Source organism: Pseudomonas sp. SMV7 (assembly GCF_052041995.1).
Taxonomy (GTDB): domain Bacteria; phylum Pseudomonadota; class Gammaproteobacteria; order Pseudomonadales; family Pseudomonadaceae; genus Aquipseudomonas.
Genome location: NZ_JBKGGT010000013.1, coordinates 64,627 through 85,561 on the forward strand (window position 1 = coordinate 64,627; position 20,935 = coordinate 85,561).

Here is a 20,935-nt window from a genome sequence, read left to right on the forward strand (position 1 = left end):
GTCAGTTTTGAAAGTCGACACCGCGCCTGGCGCGCTCATCGACGTTCAACGAAAACACGTCGGGCCGCGAATAATGGCCCACCACGTCGAAATCGTAACGCGCGCGCACCAGCTCCTCCAGGTCGATATCCGCGGTCAACAGCCCCGCTTCACCGCGCAGCGGCCCGGCAAGCACGTCGCCCAGCGGCCCGACGATAACACTGTTGCCCTGAATCAGGGGACGCTGCGGGTCCCAGCCTGGCACTTCGACACCCAATTCACGCGGTGACGGCTGGACCTGACAGGCACTGACCAGGAACATCCGCCCCTCATGCGCGATGTGGCGCATGCTGGCTTGCCAGACATCCCGCTCATCGACGGTCGGCGCGCACCATACCTGCACCCCTTTCGCGTACATGGCCGTGCGCAGCAGCGGCATGTGGTTCTCCCAGCAGATCGCCGTGCCCAGCTTACCCGCGGGCGAATCGACCACCGGCAGGGTCGAGCCGTCACCCTGGCCCCAGATCAGGCGCTCGGTGCCCGTCGGCATCAGCTTGCGGTGCTTGGCGACCAGCCCGCCCTCTGGCGAGAAGAACAGCGCGGAACAGAACAGGGTGTTACCGGCGCGTTCGATCACCCCGACCACCAGGTGCGCCCCGCTGCGCTCGGAGAGCGCGGCGAGTTCATCGGTTTCCGCGCCGGGCACATCAATCGCGTTGTCGAAATAGGCCTGGAATGCCTCGCGCCCCTCAGGCAGGCGATAGCCCAGGTAGGTGCCGAAGGTCGCGCCTTTCGGGTAGCCGCCAAGCAGCGCTTCGGGCATCACGACCAGTTTTGCCCCGCTGGCCCTGATCGCTTCCTCGTAGCCGAGGATCGACTTCAGGGTCTCGGTCTTGCCGTCCGGGTGGGAACCTATCTGCAGTGCTGCAACGGTGGTACGGGCCATGATCGTCTGTCTCGTGTGGAGGGTGTGACTGCCATGTTCTGTCGCGAGGCGTTATTGAACAACACCGCCACGGCATGACTGGCGTTCATATCGGGTTTCGCCTAGCGTGGCCGCAGTCATTCTTGCAAAGGGCAGTCCCGGTCATGAGCAAACTCGACCTCGCCTCGGTGGACCTGAACCTGTTCAAGGTCTTCGAAGCCTTGTATGAAGAAGGCGGTGCCGGCCGCGCCGCGATCCGCCTGGGCATTACCCAGTCAGCGGTGAGCGCTGCACTGGCCAGGCTTCGGCTGGTCTTCGGCGACCACTTGTTCGAGCGCACCGGGCGCGGCCTCAAGCCCACGGCAAAAAGCGAGGAACTGCGCCCTGTGGTTGCTGCCGCGCTGGACAAGTGTCGCCAGGGCTTGATGCTGGCATTCAACGACAGTGCGGCCATCCAGGGGCGCACGATTGCCTTGGGCATGTCGGATGATTTCGAACTGGCGATCGGCAGGCAGTTGATCGATCGGGCGAAAACCCATGCGCCTGGCATCCGCCTGGTGTTCAAGCAGACCCACAGCTTGCTGGCCAACGATGCCCTGATGAATCGGCAGTTCGACCTGGCGCTGACCTCAGGCGCCGTCGCCTCGAAAGCGCTCGGGCGCCTGGCGCTGGGAACCGGCGGCTACAGTTGCCTGACGGCAACCAGCGCTGCGCCGGTTGCGCTGACTCTCGAGGCTTACCTGGAAAAACGCCATGTCCTGGTTTCTTCAGGCGGCTATGTTGGCGTAGTGGACGAAGTGCTGGCAGCGCAGGCGCAGAGCCGCACGGTGGAGGCTTCCACCACGCATTTCGCTGCGCTCCCTGCGCTGTTGCAAGGCAGTGACTGCGTAGCCACCCTGCCAACGCATGCGGCCAAGGCGCTGGCTAGGGTGAGCCATGTCATGTGTCAGCCTTGCCCGATCCACTTGCCACGGTATTCGATAGAACTGGGCTGGCGCATCGACAATGCCCGCGACCCCGCGATTCGCCTGATAACGGCCTTGCTGCGCGAGGTCATTGCACAACTGCCAGGCAGCGATACAAGGCCGCTCCTGCCTGGGTGAAACCATTGCAGGCAGTTACCGTGCGGGAACGGACACACCCGCTCCCAGCGCCGGCGAAATTGTCTCCATTCAGCGCCCTGACACGAGCCTTGTAGGAGCGGCTTCAGCCGCGATCACCGGCATAGCCGGTGCCATCCACCGCGTCGCCGGCTTCGCGGATGAATCCGCTCGTACAGTTGACGTACTGCACCGTCAACCGGCAGACGTACCAGTTTCAAGAGGAAAAACAACCCGGAAGGTCGTACCCCGTTCTGCACTGGACACGACTTCGATCGTGCCACCATGGCTGGTGACAATCTCGTTGGCAATGAACAAGCCAAGCCCCAGCCCATGCGGTTTTCCACTCTCGGCATGGCCCACCCCGGCCAAGCGTGCCTCGGGATTGAACAGGTACGTCATGCGCTCTGGCGAAATGGGATTGCCCCAGTTGTGGATCTCGATCACCGCGCAATCGTTCTCGGTCGCAAGCCGCACCTGGATCGGCAAGCCGGTATCGCCATGGCGTATGGCATTGGTGACCAGGTTCGACACCGCCTGGGACATGCGTGACGGGTCGAAGCTGGCCGGTAATGGCGCCGCCTGCTCCAGGCGCAGGTCGATCTGCGGATGGGCCAGGCTGACTTCCTTGACGATGGCGTCACACAACGCACTGAACTCATTCGGCTCACGCTGTACAGGTATGCCCAGGCTCAGATTGCATCGGGCCAGGTCGAGCAAATCGTTCATCAGCTCGTTGGCCCGCCGGACGCTGGCGGAGATCTGGGTGACCACCGTCTGTTCCCGGGGCCCCAGCTGTTGGCTCTTGGCCAGCATATCGGCCCCCATGGTGATCGCTGTCAGTGGCGAGCGAAGGTCATGGCCGAGTACACCCAGCACCATCTTGCGTGTGGTCTCGACGGCCTTGCCATACGAGGCGATGGATTCGACCAGGGCCTGGTCGATGGCTTCGTTGAAGCGGATGATCTCCGTCACCCGCTCGGGCTGGTCGATCGACGTTTCCTGGGCAAGCCACAGGCGCAACACGCTTGAGCGAAGGGCGCGGTACTCCGACACCATCTGGTCCATGCTGAAGCCGTCCATCAGGCGCATGACTGCGTGGGTTTCTGCCGCACTTTCGCGCGCCGACACCGGAGCGAGGCCCTGGGACTTGTCTATTTCCTGCTGTACGGTCTGGTGGGTTTGCATGTCCTGCGCCACGGCCAGAAGAATGTGCGCAGCGTGGTTCCTCAGGCCCGATATGCTCAATGCTTCCCTGGGCAGGTCAACCGTTCGGGCGAAGTCCTCCCAAGCCTGGAGGATGCTTTCCATCTGCTCAATGATGAACGTAGACAACCGCATGCAGTCATTCCTCCGCTGCTTGACCAGGGCAGTTCTCGATTGGGTGGAATAAGCGTAGCGCTGCAAAGCCCGGTTTTCGAGCCGCGCGCCACCTTTGTGGCAGGCTACCGCCTGGCGGTTCGCCGGCAGATGAAAATCCATTGCCCGTGGGTGAACCCGTGCCGCGCCGCGCAGTCTTAGCCCGGCCCTTTCATCGGCCTCACTGCCACCCCTCTGCCGAGCTGTTCGCCCATGCGCCAAGCTGCCCGCTGCTCCCGCCTTGCCTCGCTTTGCCTGTTCCCGCTCCTGCCGCTGTTGACCAACCCCGCCCATGCCAGCGGGGAGCGGCAACTGGTGGTGGCGATCAACGACTACCGCGCCCAGCCACAGCGTTGCGAGCGGCGCCTGGTACGGGCCTCGACGCCGCTGGCGATGAAGGCGAACCTGGCGCTGCCGATCGGCTATGGGGGTGGCTTGCGCGACGGCTTGAAGGCAGTTGGCTATCAGGCAGTGAAGGTGCGGGCGATCCGCCTGGTCGGCGCGCACGATGCCGAGGAGGCTTTCGACATGCTGCGCAGCGATTACTGCACGGCCTTGCTCGATAACCAGTACGCCGATATTGGCGTGCGCCGGGCCCGCAACGAGTGGCAGGTAGTGCTGGCGCGCCCGTTGCTGGATACCCAACTCGGCGACGGCCGCGCCACGGGCCAGGCGTTGCTGGCACAAGTCAACGCGGCACGGGCCAAACCGCGCCTGTGCGGGCGCCAGCGCTTTGCTGCCGCACGCCCGCTGAGCTGGAACGCCGCCTTGGGCGCGGCCGCGCAGCGCCACAGCCGGGCGATGGCCAACGAGAACTTCTTCGCCCACCGCGACCTCGACGGTGACCTGCCGGCGGACCGGGCGCGGGATGCCGGCTACCGGGGGCGGCAGGTCGGCGAGAACATCGCCGCCGGCCAGGGCTCAGCGAGCAAGGCGATGGCAGGCTGGCTGGCCAGCCCGGGACATTGCGCCAACCTGATGAACCCGATGTTTACCCAGGTGGGCGCGGCATATGCCGAGAATTCGCGTAGCGATGACGGGGTCTACTGGACGATGGTGTTCGGCGCGCCCTGAACCAGGCCAGCGGTATTCGACAGGGCTGGGTTGCAGCACAAATTACCGTGGGTGAATGCCCAGAGGATGACACAACGCTTGCTTATGACACTTTGTGTCATTAAGATCGCAATTGTGTCCTGACGTCGCCTCGCGCCGATCAGCCTCTGTTCGCCACTCCCTGCAGGTACCCGCTCATGACGACCACCATGCACACCCCCAAGGACCAGCTCGTCAAACTCGCCCAACAACAAATGCTGACGGCGCTGGCCGACAACACCTACACCCCACGGCAAAAACTTGCCCTCACCTGCCGCATCCTGTTCGAGGCTGGCCATGATTCCGGCCTGGCCGGGCAGATCACCGCGCGCGCCGAACAACCCGGCACCTACTACACCCAGCAACTCGGCCTGGGCTTCGACGAAATCGCCGCTTCCAACCTGCTGCTGGTGGATGAAGACCTCAACGTGCTGCAAGGCCGCGGCATGGCCAACCCGGCCAACCGCTTCCACAGCTGGCTGTACCGCGCACGTGCCGACGTCAACTGCATCATCCACACCCACCCGCTGCACAGCGCGGCCCTTTCGATGCTGGAGGTGCCGCTGGCCATCTCGCACATGGACCTGTGCCCGCTGTTCGATGACTGCGCGTTTCTCAAGGAATGGCCCGGCGTACCGGTGGGCAATGAGGAAGGCGAGATCATTGCCAGGGCGATCGGCGACAAGCGCGCGATCCTGCTTTCCCACCACGGCCTGCTGATCGCCGGCCGCTCGATCGAGGAAGCCTGCGTGCTCGCCATGCTGTTCGAGCGCGCAGCAAAAATGCAGCTGCTGGCCATGGGCGCCGGCGACATCCGCCCCATCCCCGAGGCACTGGGCAAGGAAGCCCACGACTGGATTTCCACCCCGAAACGTCATGGCGCCGCGTTCAGCTATTTCGCGCGCCGTGCCTTGCGTGCCCACGGCGACTGCCTGGGCTGATCGACGATGTTGCTCCCCAACCCCTACAACGGCAGAGGTACCTGCTCATGTCTACACCTGTAATTCGCGGCGTTATCGGCTACACCATCACCCCTTTCACGGCAGACGGCACGCTTGACCTGGATGCCCTGGGCCTGTCCATCGACCGCCTGATTGCCGACGGCGTGCATGCCATCGCCCCGCTGGGCAGCACCGGCGAGGGCGCCTACCTGTCCGACAGCGAATGGGAAACGGTGGTGCGCTTCAGCCAGGCGCGCATCGCCGGCCGTGTGCCAACCGTGGTCAGCGTCTCCGACCTGACCACCGCACGCACCGTGCAGCGGGCCCGCCTGGCCCAGGCCTGCGGCGCCACCGCCGTGATGGTGCTGCCGATTTCCTACTGGAAGCTCACCGAAGCCGAAGTGCTCGCCCACTACCGGGCGGTGGGCGCGGCGATCGACATTCCGATCATGCTCTACAACAACCCGGGGACCAGTGGCACCGACCTGTCGGTGGAGCTGATCCTGCGCATCCTCGACGAAGTGCCCAGGGTGACCATGGTCAAGGAAAGCACCGGTGACATCCAGCGCATGCACCGCCTGTTCAAGGCCACCGAGGGTCAGGTGGCCTTCTACAACGGTTGCAACCCGCTCGCCCTGGAAGCCCTGGTGGCCGGTGCCAGCGGCTGGTGCACTGCCGCGCCCAACCTGATCCCGGCATTGAACCTGGCGCTGTGGGACGCGGTGCAGCAAGGCGACCTGGGCGAGGCCCGTGCGCTGTTCTATCGCCAGTACCAACTGCTGGAGTACATCACCCGCCGCGGCCTGCCCACCACCATCAAGGCCGGTTTGCAGATGCTCGGCCAGCAGGTCGGCGCCCCCCGCCTTCCGCTGCAGCCACTGGATGCGCAGGGCAGCGCCTACCTGAAAGGCTTGCTGGAGGAACTCGGCGCGGGCCACTGACACGCTATCTGCCCCTCCCACGGTTAGCGCGCTGCCCAGCTGGCACAGGCCCTGTGGGAGTGGGTCTACCTGCGGGCACCGGCATGGCCGGTGCCATGCAAGCCCATTCCCACAGGCCATTCATGCGGCCGGATTGGCATGCATCACCCGCCCCTCCGCCCCGGGCCGATTGACGAACAACATATCCAGCACACTGTTACGCAACCCCTTCAAGGCATTCCAGTTTGCTGACGTATGTATGTACTTGTGGCGCAACAGCTGCTCCTCCTCCCCGGTCAACCCCGGCTGCTGCTGGTCGCCGAAGGCGAAGGCATGCAACTTGCGGCTGATCGCCAGCAACTCAGCCGGCAACCGATGCTCGGCCTGCCCGCCCAACGCCGCGAACGGCACCCCCGCCCGCACCGCCAGTTCACGCATGATGCTCAGGTACACCCGCGATAGCTGCCCGGCGACTTCGCGTTCACGGTATACCGCCGCATACACCTGCTTTTGCGCCTCATCCGACCGGCCACCGGCAACCGGTACCTCCCAGGCCAGCACCTGCCCTCCCGCTGAGTCCGGCATCGAGGCGAGCAAGGCGTCCATCGTGGCATATACGCGTGTCTGCTCGGCACGCATACCCTGAGGCACGCGCTGTGATTGCGGTTTGCACAGCAGTACCTGCTCCAGCGTGGTCGCCGGATAGCCTCCGCCGATGTTCGAGTGCACGCCTGGTAGCACGATGTCATGGCCGCTGCACACCAGCGGGTAGTTGTGCCGCTGCTCGTCCCGCGCTACCAGTTGCACCGTTTGCCGGGCAAGGCCGGGGGCCAGCCCCAGGCGCAAGCCGGCGTAGCGTTCGTCCGCCGGGTCGAAGTCACCCTGCAACGGTGCGACGACTGCCGCCACGGTGTCGAACAGGCCGATGAAATTGATCACGACGGCACAAGGCCCAGGTAACAGCAGGTCGCAGCCATCGTGCAGCAGGTTGGCCAGATGCCGGGCTGCCGCCGCACCCCGGCTGAAGCCGAACAGATCGAACTCGACGCGCTCGGGCCTGGCCCGGGGATGCGCCTGGCACCAGCCGCGCAGTTGCTGGGTTATCGCGGCCAGCGCCTCGGCAACCCGCGCCTCCACCCCGGTCGACCCGCGCCCGGTGGCAGATGCGTATACCTGGTCCGCCTCGCCCGCCAAGGTCCCTACGCCTTCGACATAATGTTTCAGAAAGGCCATGCGGCCCTCGGCATCGGCCTCCTGCCCCGGATACAGGTCATGCAACAAGGCCACATTGCTCAAGGCGTTGGCATAACTGGCCCCCATGCGCACTGGCGCGTCCAGCTGTGCCGCATTGTTCTGGTTGTTGCCGGTGCCATCGAAGAACACCCCGAAACGCAGGGCGACCGGGGACATGCATTCATTGTTGCAGCTATTCGGTACCATCAGCGTGCTTCCTGCCTGTTGAAGAAGCACAAGCAAGCGCCAGCGCGCCGCGACGGAACATCAGCCAATGGCCAGCCATGCTCAGGAAAATTCCGCGCATGCATGGCCCCGGCAAGGATAAATTTCCCTGCCGCCATTGGTCGCCGCCCCCCCGGATGGATTAAAGTATCAGCCCTTGCCGAAGCAGCTACTGTCAGCCGCCTGCGGCCCCCTACCAGGAACCGTCGCCGATGGAACACCGTGAAGCGCTGATCGCGCTGCGCACTTTTCTTTCTTCCCAGATCCTGGGCCAGGAAAAACTGGTCGAGCGACTGTTGATCGTGCTCCTGGCCGATGGCCACATGCTGGTCGAGGGTGCCCCGGGCCTGGCCAAGACCAAGGCCATCAAAGAGCTCGCCGAAGGCATCGAGGCGCAGTTCCATCGCATCCAGTTCACCCCCGACCTGCTCCCGGCCGACATCACTGGCACCGAGATCTACCGCCCGGAAACCGGCAGCTTCGTGTTCCAGCAAGGCCCGATATTCCACAACCTGGTGCTGGCCGACGAAATCAATCGCGCGCCGGCCAAGGTCCAGTCGGCGCTGCTCGAAGCCATGGCCGAGCGCCAGGTCAGCGTGGGCCGCAGCACCTACGACCTGTCGCCGCTGTTCCTGGTCATGGCCACGCAGAACCCGATCGAGCAGGAAGGCACCTATCCGCTGCCCGAAGCCCAGCTCGACCGTTTCCTGATGCACGTGAAGATCGGCTTCCCTGACGCTGCGGTAGAGCGGCGCATCCTGCTGCAGGCCCGTGGCGAAGCCCTGGGCGGCGAGACCAAGCCCGAGCGCCGGGTCAGCCAGCAGGCGATCTTTGCCGCCCGCAAGGAAATCCTCGGCCTGTACATGGCCGACGCGGTGGAGGAATACCTGGTGCAACTGGTGATGGCCACCCGCACCCCGGCCAAGTTCGACACCGAGCTGGCCGACTGGATCGCCTACGGTGCCAGCCCGCGCGGCTCCATTTCGCTGGACCGCTGCGCGCGCGCGCATGCCTGGCTGGCCGGGCGCGACTTCGTCAGCCCCGAAGACATCCAGGCGGTGCTGTTCGACGTCCTGCGCCACCGCATCATCCTTTCCTTCGAGGCCGAGGCCGCCGGGATCGACCAGGACCGCGTGGTCCAGCGCATCCTCGACGTCGTCGCCGTTGCCTGAGCCCATGCCCACCACGTCGCTGGCCGAGCCCGGCATCCGCATCGGCCTTGCCGAGCTGATCGACATGCGCCACCGGGTGCGCGAAATCCAGCTGTTTTCCCGGCCTGGCCAGCGCAGCCCGCTGGTGGGCCTGCATCATTCCAAGCTGCGCGGGCGCGGCGTTGACTTCGACCAGGTGCGCGTGTACCAGGCCGGCGACGATGTGCGCAACATCGACTGGCGCGTCACCGCGCGCACCCAGGAGCCGCACACCAAGCTGTTCCACGAAGAGCGCGAACGGCCGATCTTCATCCTCGTCGAACAGAGCCAACGGCTGTTCTTCGGCTCGGGGCTGATGTTCAAGTCGGTGCTGGCCGCCCAGGCTGCGGCGCTGTTCGGCTGGGCCGCACTGGGCCACAACGACCGTATTGGCGGGCTGGTGTTCGGCGACAACGAGCACCACGAAATCAAGCCGCGACGCAGCAAGCAGAGCCTGCTGCAACTGCTCAACCGCCTGGCCAAGGTCAACCAGGCACTGCACACCGAGGCCACCCCCGGCACAGACAGCCTGGGCCTGGCCCTGCGCCGCGCCCGCGAGGTACTGCGCCCTGGCAGCCTGGCCATCATCATCTGCGACGAGCGCTCGCTCACCGCCCAGGTGGAACAGCACCTGGCCATGCTCTCGCGCCATTGCGACCTGTTGCTGATGCCGGTATCCGACCCGCTCGACCACGCCCTGCCCGCCGCCGGCCTGTTGCGTTTTGCCCAGCGCAGTGCGCAACTGGAACTCGACACCCTCGACGCCAACCTGCGCCAGGCCTACCGCCAGCAGGCCGAAGCGCGCATCGAGCGCTGGGAACTGATGGCGCAGAAGCTGCGCGTGCTGCTGATGCCGCTGAGCACCCAGAGCGAAATGATCGAGCAGCTACGCGAATACCTGAATGCCCAACGGCCGCGGAGCGCGTCATGAAGAGCAGCGGCCAATGAACCCGCTTGACCAACTGCAACCGCTGATAGCCCCGGCGCCAATCGGCCTGTGGCCACCGGCCCCCGGCTGGTGGGTGTTGCTGGCCATGCTGCCGCTGCTGGGCTGGGGCCTGTGGCGCCTGCGCCGCTGGCGCCCGGGCAAACGCCGCGTGGTGCGCGCCGAGCAACCGCTGGACCCGGTGCGCGCAGAGGCCCTGGCCGAGCTGGCCCGCCTGCCACGCCCCTATGACGGCGCCCCCGCAGGTGCCTGGCTGCAACAGATCAATGCGCTGCTCAAGCGCCTGTGCCGCAGCCACTACCCGGGGGCCAACAGCCATACCCTCAATGGCCGCCAGTGGCTGGCATTCCTCGACAACCGCTGCCCGGCCGCCGGCCTGACCCGCTGGATGGTGCTGGTCGAAGGCGCCTACAAACCCGAGTGCAAGCTCGACGACAAGGCCATCGCCGGGCTCAGCCAAGCCGTCGAAACCTGGATTCGCAAGCATGTTTGAACTGGCCTGGCCGTGGGTCTTCGCCCTGTTGCCATTACCGTGGCTGGCGCGCCTGGTGCTGCCGGCTGCCGACAGCGGCGAACCGGTGCTCAAGGTAGGCTTTCTCAACGAACTGGAGAGCCTGGCCGGGCGCCGCGCGCGGCTGAACCTGCCGACCTGCCGCCAGCAGGCGCCGTTCGTCGTCATCTGGCTACTGTTGCTGTGCGCCGCCGCCCGCCCGCAGTGGCTGGGCGACCCGGTCCCGGTGGCCGCCAGTGGCCGCGACCTGCTGGTGGCCGTGGACGTGTCCGGGTCGATGGACTTCCCCGACATGCAGTGGCAAAACGAAGACATCAGCCGCCTCGACCTGGTCAAGGCGCTGCTCGGCGACTTCCTGCAGGACCGTGAAGGCGACCGCGTGGGCCTGATCCTGTTCGGCAGCCAGGCTTATCTGCAGGCTCCGCTCACCTTCGACCGGCGCACCGTGCGCACCTTCCTCGACGAAGCCCAGATCGGCATCGCCGGCAAGAACACCGCGATCGGCGATGCCATTGGCCTGGCGGTCAAGCGCCTGCGCCAGCGCCCGGCACAAAGCCGGGTGCTTGTGCTGATTACCGACGGCGCCAACAACGGCGGGCAGATCCACCCGCTGACCGCTGCCCGCCTGGCCGCCCAGGAAGGCGTGCGGATCTACACCATCGGCATCGGCGCCAACCCCGAAGCCAGTGGCACCCCGGGCCTGCTCGGCCTCAACCCGAGCCTCGACCTGGACGAAGCCTCGCTCAAGGAAATCGCCGAGATCACCCATGGCAGCTACTTCCGCGCGCATGACGGCGCCGAACTGGACGCCATTGGCGACACCCTCGACCAGCTTGAACCGGTGGCCCAGCAACCGACCCAGTCGCGCACCGCGAAAGCCCTTTATGCCTGGCCGCTGGCCCTGGCGCTGTTGTTGAGCGTACTGCTGGTGGTCGCCGTGCAGTGGCCCGATAACCTGCTGCAGCGGGTGTTGCGCAAGCCGCGCTTCCTGCAGCCGCACCCGGAGTGGCGGCAACGCCTGAAGCGCCTGCGCCTGAGGAGGCGGCGATGAGCGAACTGTGGCCTGAATGGTTGCGCCCGCTGTGGCTGCTGGCCGTGCCGCTGCTCGGCTGGCTGCTGTACAAGCTGTGGCACCGGCGCAAGCGCGCCGGGCGCTGGCAGATGATTTTGCCGCCGGCGTTCCATGGCGTGCTGCTCGGCGGTGGCAGTGGCAGCACCAGCAAGCTGCCCTGGGTAGCGCTGGGCCTGGCCTGGGCGCTGGTGGTCCTGGCCCTGCTCGGGCCCAGCTGGCAGCGCGTGGAAGAAAGCCGCCAGCGCCCGGCCGACCCGCTGGTGATCCTGCTGGAACTGACCCCGCAAATGCTCGCCGAGGACAGCCCCCCCAACCGCCTGGAGCAGGCGCGGCGCAAGATCCTCGACCTGCTGGAGCACCGCCGCGACAGCCAGACCGCACTGGTGGTCTACGCCGGCTCGGCGCACACCCTGGTCCCGCTGTCCGACGACCTGGCGACCACCCGCAACCTGCTGGAGGCGCTCGACCCGTCGATCATGCCCAAACCCGGCCAACGCGCCGACCTCGCCGTGCAGAAAGGCCTGGCCCTGCTGGCCCAGAGCGGCCTGGGCCAGGGCCGCCTGCTGCTGATCGGTTCTGCGCTGAGTGCCCCGGAGCGCCAGGGTATCGCCCAGGCCCTCGGCCGCCAGGGCCCGAGCCTGCTGATGCTGGGCATCGGCAGCCGCGAGGGTGCGCCGGTGCGCCAGGCCAACGGCGAATACCTCAAGGACGACCAGGGCGGCATCCTCCTGCCACGATTGGACAGCGCCAGCCTCAAGGGCTTCATCAGCGGCACCGGCGGGCGCTACCGGCATGCCCGGGTCGACGACCTCGACCTGCGCGGCCTGGGCCTGTTCGACAGCCCGCGCAGCGGGCGCAATGACGGCCAGACCTTGCAACTGGACAGCTGGGCCGACCAAGGGTACTGGCTGTTGCTGCCGCTGTTGCTGCTGGCCGCCTGTGCCGGCCGCCGTGGCTGGCTATTCTGCCTGCCCTTGCTCCTGGCCGTGCCACAACCCAGCCACGCCTTCGAATTCAATGACCTGTGGCTGCGCCCCGACCAGCAAGGCCAGCGCCTGCTCGAGCAGAACCGCCCGGCCAGCGCCGCGCACCACTTCCACGACCCACAATGGCGCGGCATGGCCTTGTACCAGGCCGGCGACTATGCCGCTGCCGCCGAAGCGTTTTCCCAGGGCGATTCGGCCGCAGCCCACTACAATCGAGGCAATGCGCTGGCCCGCAGCGGCGAACTGGAGGCTGCGCTGGACGCCTATGAACAAGCCCTGGAACGCCAACCCGACCTGCAAGCAGCGCTGGACAACCAGGCGCTGGTGCAGCAACTGCTGCAACAGCGGACGGCCAAGGCCGACCAGCAACCGGCCAACAGCGATGCCCAGGGCACGCCCGGCAGCGAAACCGAAGGCAACAGCAGCTCGGCCAGCAGCCCGGCCCAGGGCGCACCCGGCGCTGATGAACAGCCTGGCAGCGAACAGCCCGGGGAAGGCAGCGGCAACAGCCAGGCCGCGTCCGGCAACCAGGCGGGCGCAGATGACGGCGTGATCCAGCCGCCGCAGCGCCCGCTGTCGACCAGCCTCGATGCCGAGCAACGCCAGGCCCTGGAACAATGGCTGCGCGAGATCCCCGACAACCCGGCCGAGCTGCTGCGGCGCAAATTCTGGTATGAACAGCAATTGCAACAGGAAAACCCACAATGAGTCGCTTCGGCGTCTTTCTACTCTGCCTGCTATGGGCCGTGCTGGCCCAGGCCGAACCGCTGCTGCGCGCCAGCGTTGACCGTACCAGGCTGGAGGCCGGCGAAAGCCTGGAACTGACCCTGGAAAGCCAGGACGTCACTGAATTTGGCAAGCCCGACCTGCGCGCGCTGGAAAACGACTTCGAAGTGCGCGGCACGCGCCAGCTGAACAGCCTGCACAGCCTCGATGGTGAAACCCGCGCCAGCACCCGCTGGATCATCACCTTGCTGCCACGGCGCAGTGGCAGCCTGCGTATCCCCGAACTGCAACTGGGCCAGTCGCACAGCCAGGCCATCGACCTGCAAGTCCTGCAAGCCGATGCCAGCCGCCAGGACAGCGCTTCCCAGGTGTTCATCGAAGCGAGCCTCGACAGCAGCAACGTCTATGTCCAGGCCCAGGCCGTGCTGACCGTGCGCATCTACCACTCGGTGGCGCTGTATGACGACAGCAGCCTGAGCCCGCTGCAACTGGAGAATGCCAAGGTCGAACCGCTGGGTGAATCACGCACCTATGAAAAGGAAATCAACGGTGTTCGCCATGGCGTGATCGAAACCCGCTATGCCATCTATGCCCAGCAAAGCGGCACCCTCGACATTCCGTCGCTGACATTCACCGCCACCGCTGCCGCCAGCCCGGACGACGCCGCAGGCGCCAACGGCACGGCCCGGGCCGGCCGCCAGGTGCAGGTCAGCTCGCTGCCGCTGCGCCTGGCCGTGCGGCCGATCCCAGCGGCCTGGCCGGCTGGCCTGGCGTGGCTGCCGGCCCGCAGCCTGAGCCTGGAAGAGCACTGGAACCCCGACCCCGGCAGCCAGCAGGTACAGATTGGCGACTCGCTGACCCGCAACATCACCTTGCGTGCCGAAGGCTTGTCCAGCACCCAGTTGCCGCCGCTGCCAGCCACCGAAATCACCGGGCTGCGCCGCTACCCCGACCAGCCGCTGCTGCGAAACGAGATCGGCGAGCGTGGCATGACCGCCAACCGCGAAGAACGCGAAGCGCTGGTGCCGACCCACAGTGGCGCGCTGGCGTTGCCGGTGCTGGAGGTGGCCTGGTGGAACACTCGCGAAGACCACCTGGAGCACAGCAGCCTGCCGGCACGTACGCTGAACGTGCAGGACAACCCGGCACTGAGCGCCGACACCCCGGTGGGCGACAGCAGCGGCGCCAGCAGCCTGCTATGGCCATGGCAGCTGGCCACCCTGCTGTTTGCCCTGACCAGCGTGCTGGGCTTCGCCCTGTGGTGGCGCGCGCGTTCGCAACCGGCCGTGCTGCGCGCCGCACAGAGCGGGCCGAGCCCGCGTACCTTGCTGGACGACCTCAAGCGCGCCTGCCAGGCCAACGACCCGCAGGCGACCCGCCAGGCACTGGACGCCTGGGCCCGGCAGCAGCCGGAAACCCTGGCCGAAATGGCGGCGCGCTTCGTACCGCTGTCGGATGCGCTGGATGGCTTGAACGGAGCGTTGTACAGCGAGAGCGGGCAGTATTGGCAGGGTGAGGATTTGTGGCGGGCGATCGGTACGATTCCGCCGGCTGAGCAGGTACTGCTGCCGCCTGGCGAGAGCGGCAACCTGCCACCGCTCTATCCCAAGTAATCGGCTGCCTGTGCGGGCCTCTTCGCGGGCATGCCCGCTCCCACACTGACCGCGCCGGCCTGGCTGCTTACACGATCCCGGTGGGAGCGGGCATGCCCGCGAACACCGGCGCAGCCGGTGCCACCGTAAGATATTTCTGAACCTGACAACCCGCCCCTTCTACACCATCAATCCGGACACCCCCTCGGTTGACGCCCTGATCCACACTCTCCAGCTGATGGCCGGCATCGAAGACTCGCTGGACGAATACATCTGCGCCAACGCCGGCAAGCCCGGTATCAACATGCTGTCAACGCAGTGCATCACGTACAGATGACCAAGGCCCTGGCCGAGTTGCTGCTGCACCGGCAGACCGGGGATATCACCTGGCACTGACCCGGCCCTACAAAAAGCGTGATCGCCTCATGGCTGCCAGGTGTTCGTCACCACATTTCCGACGAACAGCTGCCCGCCCTGACCCATTCCCCGCCCTGCACCCGGAACCCAGCTTGGGTTACCATACCGCCCTTGCGCAATGCCCATCCCCCAAGCCAAGCCCTCGCTTGCTCGACTCGACACCAACAGGTCATCCATGCGTCTGTTTCACACCTCCGACTGGCACCTGGGCCAAAGCCTGCACGGCCAGGAACGCGATTTCGAACACGCCTGCTTTCTCGAATGGCTGCTCGGCCAGCTGCGCCTGCGTCAGCCGGATGCGCTGCTGATCGCCGGGGATATCTTCGACACGGTCAACCCGCCGGTCAAAGCCCAGGAGCGCCTCTACGACTTCATCGTCCAGGCCCATGAGCAGCTGCCCAAGCTGGACATCGTGATGATCGCCGGCAACCACGACTCCGGCTCGCGCATCGAGTTGCCTGCCGCCCTCATGCGCCGCCTGCGTACCCATGCCCTGGGCCGCGTGCACTGGCTGGACGAGGGCCAGCTGGACGCCGAGCGCTTGCTGATCCCGCTGACCAATGGCCGCGGCAAGGTCGCCGCCTGGTGCCTGGCCCTGCCCTTCCTGCGCCCGGCCGAGGTGACCGGCCCGCAACTGGGCGACGATTACCTGCAAGGCATCACCCAGGTACACCAGCAACTGATCGCCGCTGCGCAGAAGAAGCGCAAGAAAGACCAGGCGCTGGTCGCCATCAGCCACGCGCACATGGCCGGTGGCGCGGTGTCGGAGGACTCCGAACGCAGCCTGATCATCGGCAACGCCGAGGCGCTGCCGGCCAGGCTGTTCGACAAGGCCATCAGCTACGTCGCCCTGGGCCACCTGCACAAGCCGCAGAAGGTCAACCGCGAAGAACGCATTCGCTACAGCGGCTCGCCGATCCCGCTGTCGTTCGCCGAAATCAACTACCCGCACCAGGTACTGGAAGTGGAGCTGGATGGCAGCGGCCTGGTCAGCGTCGAGCCGCGCCCGGTACCACGCGCGGTGGCCCTGCAACGGGTTGGCCCGGCACCGCTGGGCGAAGTGCTGGCGCAACTCGGCGAACTGCCGGTGATCGACCTGCTCGAAGACCCCAACCGCCAGCCCTGGCTGGAAGTGCGGGTGATCCTCGACGAGCCGCAACCCGACCTGCGCCAGCAGATCGAAGGCGCCCTGCAAGGCAAGGCCGTGCGCCTGGTGCGCATCAGTGCCGAATATGCCGGCCGCACCAACGCCGAAGACGATGACCTGGCCTTCGTCGAACTGGCCCAGATGACCCCGCAGGACCTGTTCAGCCGCGCCTGGGAGCAGGCCTACGGCAACCCGGTCGACGAGCAGGCGCTGGCCGACTTTGCCCTGCTGTTGCAGGACGTGCAGCAGGAAGAGGAACAGCCATGAAGATTCTCGCCATCCGCCTGAAGAACCTGGCATCGCTGGCTGGCCCGATCGACATCGACTTCACCGCCGAGCCGCTGGCCAGCGCCGGCCTGTTCGCCATCACCGGCCCCACCGGCGCCGGCAAGAGTACCCTGCTCGACGCCCTGTGCCTGGCCCTGTTCGGCAGCGTGCCGCGGCTCAACGACATCGGCCGCGAGGCCAAGGTGCCGGACGCCGACGGCGACATCCCCACCTCCGACCCGCGCAACCTGCTGCGCCGGGGTACCGGCAGCGGCTTTGCCGAAGTCGACTTCGTCGGTATCGATGGCCGCCGCTACCGGGCCCGCTGGGAAGCCAACCGCGCCCGCGACAAGGCCAACGGCAAGCTGCAGCTCAGCCGCCAGAGCTTCTACGACCTGGACAGCGAACAGGTGCTGGCCAGCGGCAAGAACGAATACAAGCAACTGGTCGAAGCCCGCCTGGGCCTGAACTTCGAGCAGTTCACCCGCGCGGTGATGCTGGCCCAGAGCGAGTTCGGCGCCTTCCTCAAGGCCGACGACAAAGAGCGCAGCGAACTACTGGAAAAGCTCACCAACACCGCCATCTATACCCGCCTGGGCCAACGCGCCTTCAGCAAGGCACGCGAGGCCGGCGACGCCCACAACGCCCTCAAGGAGCGTGCCAGCCACCTGCTGCCGATGGCCGTCGAAGCCCGCGCCGAACTCGACCAGCGCCTGGAGCAGGCACAGCAGCAGTTCAAGGCCGACCAGGCCGCCGAGCGCCAGCTGGAACAGCAACGCAACTGGCTGAATGAACAACGCCAGTTGCAGGCCCAGCACGCCGCAGCCAGCAGCGCCCTGCAGGCTGCCGAACAGGATTGGCAGCAACTGGCCGAGCAGCGCCTGGACCTGGTCCGTCTGGAGCGCCTGGCGCCGCAGCGGCATCAGTTCCATCGCCAGCAGACGCTGGATGCGCAACTGGCACCGGTGGCGGAAAAAATCGCCGAGCAACAGCGCCAGCAAGCTGAGCTGCAGGGCCGTACCGGCGAGCTCGAACAGGCTCTGCAAGCGGCACGCCAGGCCCTGGCCGACAGCCAGGCACAACACGGCGAAAACGCTCCGCGCCTGCGCCAGGCGTTCGCCGCCCAGGACAACCTGGCCCGTCTGGACCAGGAGCTGGCGGCACAGCGCAGCGCCAGCCAGCAGGCCGACCAGCAGGTTGCCGAAGGCCAGCAGCAGGTACAGCAACTGGAGGAGCACCAGCAGCGCAGCCTGCAGCAATTGACACAGATCGACACTGCGCTCGCCGACAGCCAGCACCTGGCGGGCCTTGCCGATGCCTGGCACGCCTACTTGCCGCAATTGAAGCAGGTAATGCTGATCGGTGGCCGCCTGGCCAAGGGCCGCGAGGAACTGCCCGGCCTGCAGGCCCAGGCCAGCCAGGCCAATGCGCAGCTGCAGGCCGAACGCGATGCCTTCGACCTGCTGTTCCGCGAAGCCAAGGCCGAGCCACAGGCGCTAGCGGAGCAGATCGACCTGCTCGGCGGCATGCTGCAAGACAACCGCAAGCAACAGCGTGCCGTAGAAGAGCTGTCGCGCCTGCATGGCCGTGAACGGGAACTGCGCGAACAGCTGGCGGTTGTGCGCGAGCGGCAACAGCAGGCCATGCAGCAGCGCCAGCAACTGATTACCCAGGGCACCGCCGCCAAGGCCGAGCTGCAAGCTGCCGAGCAGGCGCTCAACCTCACCCGGCAGTTGCTGGAGCGCCAGCGCCTGGCGCGCAACACCAGCGTCGAAGCACTGCGCGAGCAGCTGCGCGACGGCGAACCCTGCCCGGTGTGCGGTAGTGTCGAGCATCCGTTCCATCACCCGGAAGCGTTGCTGCAGAGCCTGGGCCGGCATGACCAGGCCGAAGAAGACGCCGCACAGCAGCAGGTCGATACCTTCAACAGCAAGCTGGTGGAATTGCGCACCGAGCTGGGCGTGGTCAACGCCCAGCTCAAGGACTATCAGCAGCAACAGCAGCAACTGGGCGAGCAGCTGCAAGCCCAGGTGGCCCAGGTGCAGGCGCACAGCCTGTGGCCGGCCCTGGCGCCGCAGGACGACAAGGCCCGCAGCGCCTGGCTGGACGGTCAGCTGCGGCGCCTGGAGCAGGAAATCGGCCACGACGAGCAGCGCCAGAGCGCCCTGCTCGCCTTGCAGAAGGAGGCCGCCCGCCGCAGCCAGCAACTGCAGGCCGCCCACGAGGCGCAACAGCAAGCCCAGCGCCACCTCGAACACCAGCACCAGGCCCTGGCCAGCGACGAGCAGCAATTGCAGCAGAGCCTGAATGACCTGGCCAGCGTGTTGCCCGACGAGGTTCTCAAGGCCCTCAGCGACGACCCGGCCAATGCCTTCCTCGCCTTGGACCAACAGATTGCCCAGCGCCTGCAGCTACTCGAGCAACGCAAGGACGAACAGCAGGAACAGCAAGCCCGCCAGGCCCAGCTGGACAAGCTGCGCGACCAGCACCAGACGCGCGTGCAAGCCCAGCAGCAATTGCAGCAACAGCTTGCCGCCCTCGACGCACAGCGCCAGCACGCCCAGGCCTCGCTCGGCGAGCTGCTAGGCGAACACGCCAGCGCCGAAGCCTGGCAACAGCACATGGACGTCACGCTGGAACAGGCCCGCGCCCTTGAAGCGGATACTGTCCAGCGCCTGCAGGAGCTGCGTAACCAAGGCGTGCAACTGGCCAGCGAACTCAATGCCAACATCCGCCAGCAGCAGGCACTGGATGCCGAGCGCGAGCAGTTGCAGGCGCAGATTGCGCAATGGCGTAGCGCACACCCGGAACTGGATGATGCCGGCCTGGATCGCCTGCTGGGCATCGACGAGGCCCAGGTGAATGAACTGCGCCAGCGCCTGCAAAACGCCGAAAAAGCCATCGAACAAGGCCGCGTGTTGCTGCAGGAGCGTGAACAGCGCCTGCAGCAACACGCGGCGCAGATGGCCGTGGACACTTCGGCCGAAGCGCTGGAACAGGCCCTGGCCGAACTGCGTGAACGCCTGGCCGTGCATGAGCAGCAGTGCGCGGAGCTGCGCGCCCAGCAGGCCGACGACCAGCGCCGCCAACAGGCGCACCAGGCGCTGGCGGCAGAAATCGAGCAGGCCCACCAGCAATGGCAGCGCTGGGCCCGCCTGAACGCCCTGATCGGCTCGGCCTCGGGCGACGTGTTCCGCAAGATCGCCCAGGGCTACAACCTCGACCTGTTGCTGCACCACGCCAACGCCCAGCTGCGCCAGCTGGCCCGTCGCTACCGCCTCAAACGCGGCGGCAGCGCCCTTGGCCTGCTGGTGCTGGACACCGAAATGGGCGACGAGCTGCGTTCGGTGCACTCGTTGTCGGGCGGGGAAACCTTCCTGGTGTCGCTGGCCCTGGCCCTGGGCCTGGCCTCGATGGCCTCCAGCACCCTGCGCATCGAATCGCTGTTCATCGATGAGGGCTTCGGCAGCCTCGACCCGGAATCGTTGCAGCTGGCCATGGATGCCCTCGACGGCCTGCAGGCCCAGGGTCGCAAGGTGGCGGTGATTTCCCATGTGCAGGAAATGCACGAGCGCATCCCGGTGCAGATCCAGGTGCGCCGGCAGGGCAACGGCCTGAGTGATGTGGAGGTGTGCGGGTGATGCTCTACTCGTTCCGCCGTTGCCCGTGGGCCATGCGCGCGCGCCTGGCCCTGCGCTATGCCGGCTGCGAGGTGGAAATCCGCGAAGTGGCGATGAAGAACAAGCCGGCAGAACTGCTGGCGTTGTCGCCCAAGGGCACGGTGCCGGTGCTGGACACCGGTACCGAGGTGCTGGAAGAGAGCCTGGACATCATGCGCTGGGCGCTGGCACGCAACGACCCGCAGGATTGGCAGCTGCAAGCCGACGCTACCGCGGCGCAGCAGGCTGAATCACTGATTGCCCGCAACGACAGCACGTTCAAGGCGCAGGTGAACCTGTACAAGTACGCCGAGCGCTACCCGGCGTACACCCGCGCCCATTACCGGCAACAGGCCGAAACCTGGCTGGCCGAGCTTGAAGGCTTGCTCGCCGCCCGGCCTTACCTGCTGGCCGACCACCCGAGCATTGCCGATGCCGCGCTGCTACCCCTGATGCGCCAGTTTGCCGGGGTCGAACCGCAGTGGTTCGCCGAGGCGGCTTATCCGCGGCTGCGGAGCTGGCTGCAGGGCTGGTTGGCTTCGGACCTGTTCAAGGCCGTCATGGCCAAATAGGTTCATACGGCCGCTTGTGGAAGCGGCCTTGTGTCGCGATGGGCGCGCAGCGGCCCCGGTTTTGCGTTACAGCTGA

16 protein-coding genes are annotated in these 20,935 nt (G+C 66.5%); 13 read left to right on the plus strand and 3 right to left on the minus strand.

The genetic code is table 11. The annotated features are described in order from the left end of the window. Position 1 precedes the first annotated feature (1 nt). Positions 2-925, minus strand: coding sequence for a carbon-nitrogen hydrolase family protein (locus ACLEJP_RS16885; protein ID WP_440808180.1), 924 nt, complete (start codon positions 923-925; stop codon positions 2-4). A gap of 143 nt (positions 926-1,068) precedes the next feature. On the opposite strand from ACLEJP_RS16885, the gene ACLEJP_RS16890 reads away from it, so the two are divergent. After that, positions 1,069-2,007, plus strand: coding sequence for a LysR family transcriptional regulator (locus ACLEJP_RS16890; protein ID WP_440808181.1), 939 nt, complete (start codon positions 1,069-1,071; stop codon positions 2,005-2,007). 192 nt (positions 2,008-2,199) lie between these two features. Here the strand turns inward: ACLEJP_RS16890 and ACLEJP_RS16895 are convergent, their stop codons facing one another. Next, a complete protein-coding gene (locus ACLEJP_RS16895) occupies positions 2,200-3,486 on the minus strand; it encodes a sensor histidine kinase (RefSeq protein WP_440808182.1) in 1,287 nt (428 codons plus the stop codon). A gap of 90 nt (positions 3,487-3,576) precedes the next feature. Between ACLEJP_RS16895 and ACLEJP_RS16900 the strand changes: the two genes are divergently transcribed. From ACLEJP_RS16900 to ACLEJP_RS16910, 3 genes are all read left to right on the plus strand, one after another. Then, positions 3,577-4,437 carry a CAP domain-containing protein gene (locus tag ACLEJP_RS16900; protein ID WP_440808184.1) on the plus strand — a complete coding sequence of 287 codons (861 nt, stop codon included), beginning with the start codon at positions 3,577-3,579 and terminating at the stop codon, positions 4,435-4,437. Between the two features lie 176 nt (positions 4,438-4,613). Beyond that, entirely contained in the window at positions 4,614-5,396 is a 783-nt protein-coding gene (locus ACLEJP_RS16905; protein WP_440808186.1) for an aldolase, read from the plus strand. Positions 5,397-5,443: 47 nt separating this feature from the next. Further along, the gene (locus ACLEJP_RS16910; RefSeq protein ID WP_440808187.1) at positions 5,444-6,337 is read left to right on the plus strand and encodes a dihydrodipicolinate synthase family protein; all 894 of its coding nucleotides are present in this window, start codon (positions 5,444-5,446) and stop codon (positions 6,335-6,337) included. Positions 6,338-6,457: 120 nt separating this feature from the next. Here ACLEJP_RS16910 and ACLEJP_RS16915 read toward each other — a convergent pair whose 3' ends face one another. Then, positions 6,458-7,756 carry a T6SS phospholipase effector Tle1-like catalytic domain-containing protein gene (locus ACLEJP_RS16915; RefSeq protein WP_440808188.1) on the minus strand — a complete coding sequence of 433 codons (1,299 nt, stop codon included), beginning with the start codon at positions 7,754-7,756 and terminating at the stop codon, positions 6,458-6,460. A gap of 230 nt (positions 7,757-7,986) precedes the next feature. Here ACLEJP_RS16915 and ACLEJP_RS16920 point away from each other — a divergent pair, with 230 nt between their 5' ends. From ACLEJP_RS16920 to ACLEJP_RS16960, 9 genes are all read left to right on the plus strand, one after another. After that, a complete protein-coding gene (locus tag ACLEJP_RS16920; protein ID WP_186679428.1) occupies positions 7,987-8,946 on the plus strand; it encodes an AAA family ATPase in 960 nt (319 codons plus the stop codon). A 4-nt stretch (positions 8,947-8,950) separates the two neighbouring features. Continuing rightward, positions 8,951-9,895 (plus strand): DUF58 domain-containing protein, encoded by a 945-nt coding sequence (locus tag ACLEJP_RS16925; RefSeq protein WP_225776947.1) that lies wholly within the window; start codon positions 8,951-8,953, stop codon positions 9,893-9,895. 13 nt (positions 9,896-9,908) lie between these two features. Continuing rightward, positions 9,909-10,403: a DUF4381 domain-containing protein gene (locus ACLEJP_RS16930; RefSeq protein ID WP_440808192.1), complete on the plus strand. Its 495-nt coding sequence runs from the start codon at positions 9,909-9,911 to the stop codon at positions 10,401-10,403. Next, complete coding sequence (locus ACLEJP_RS16935) at positions 10,396-11,472, plus strand: vWA domain-containing protein (RefSeq protein ID WP_440808193.1); 1,077 nt, start codon at positions 10,396-10,398, stop codon at positions 11,470-11,472. The genes ACLEJP_RS16930 and ACLEJP_RS16935 overlap by 8 nt, the downstream gene beginning before the upstream one ends. Beyond that, the gene (locus ACLEJP_RS16940; protein WP_440808196.1) at positions 11,469-13,187 is read left to right on the plus strand and encodes a tetratricopeptide repeat protein; all 1,719 of its coding nucleotides are present in this window, start codon (positions 11,469-11,471) and stop codon (positions 13,185-13,187) included. The genes ACLEJP_RS16935 and ACLEJP_RS16940 overlap by 4 nt, the downstream gene beginning before the upstream one ends. Further along, positions 13,184-14,818: a BatD family protein gene (locus ACLEJP_RS16945; protein WP_440808198.1), complete on the plus strand. Its 1,635-nt coding sequence runs from the start codon at positions 13,184-13,186 to the stop codon at positions 14,816-14,818. Before ACLEJP_RS16940 ends, ACLEJP_RS16945 begins: the two co-directional genes overlap by 4 nt. 571 nt (positions 14,819-15,389) lie before the next feature. After that, entirely contained in the window at positions 15,390-16,628 is a 1,239-nt protein-coding gene (locus ACLEJP_RS16950) for an exonuclease SbcCD subunit D C-terminal domain-containing protein (protein ID WP_440808201.1), read from the plus strand. Beyond that, complete coding sequence (locus ACLEJP_RS16955; RefSeq protein WP_440808203.1) at positions 16,625-20,269, plus strand: AAA family ATPase; 3,645 nt, start codon at positions 16,625-16,627, stop codon at positions 20,267-20,269. The genes ACLEJP_RS16950 and ACLEJP_RS16955 overlap by 4 nt, the downstream gene beginning before the upstream one ends. Further along, positions 20,266-20,859 carry a glutathione S-transferase gene (locus tag ACLEJP_RS16960; RefSeq protein WP_440808205.1) on the plus strand — a complete coding sequence of 198 codons (594 nt, stop codon included), beginning with the start codon at positions 20,266-20,268 and terminating at the stop codon, positions 20,857-20,859. The genes ACLEJP_RS16955 and ACLEJP_RS16960 overlap by 4 nt, the downstream gene beginning before the upstream one ends. Positions 20,860-20,935: the final 76 nt, after the last annotated feature.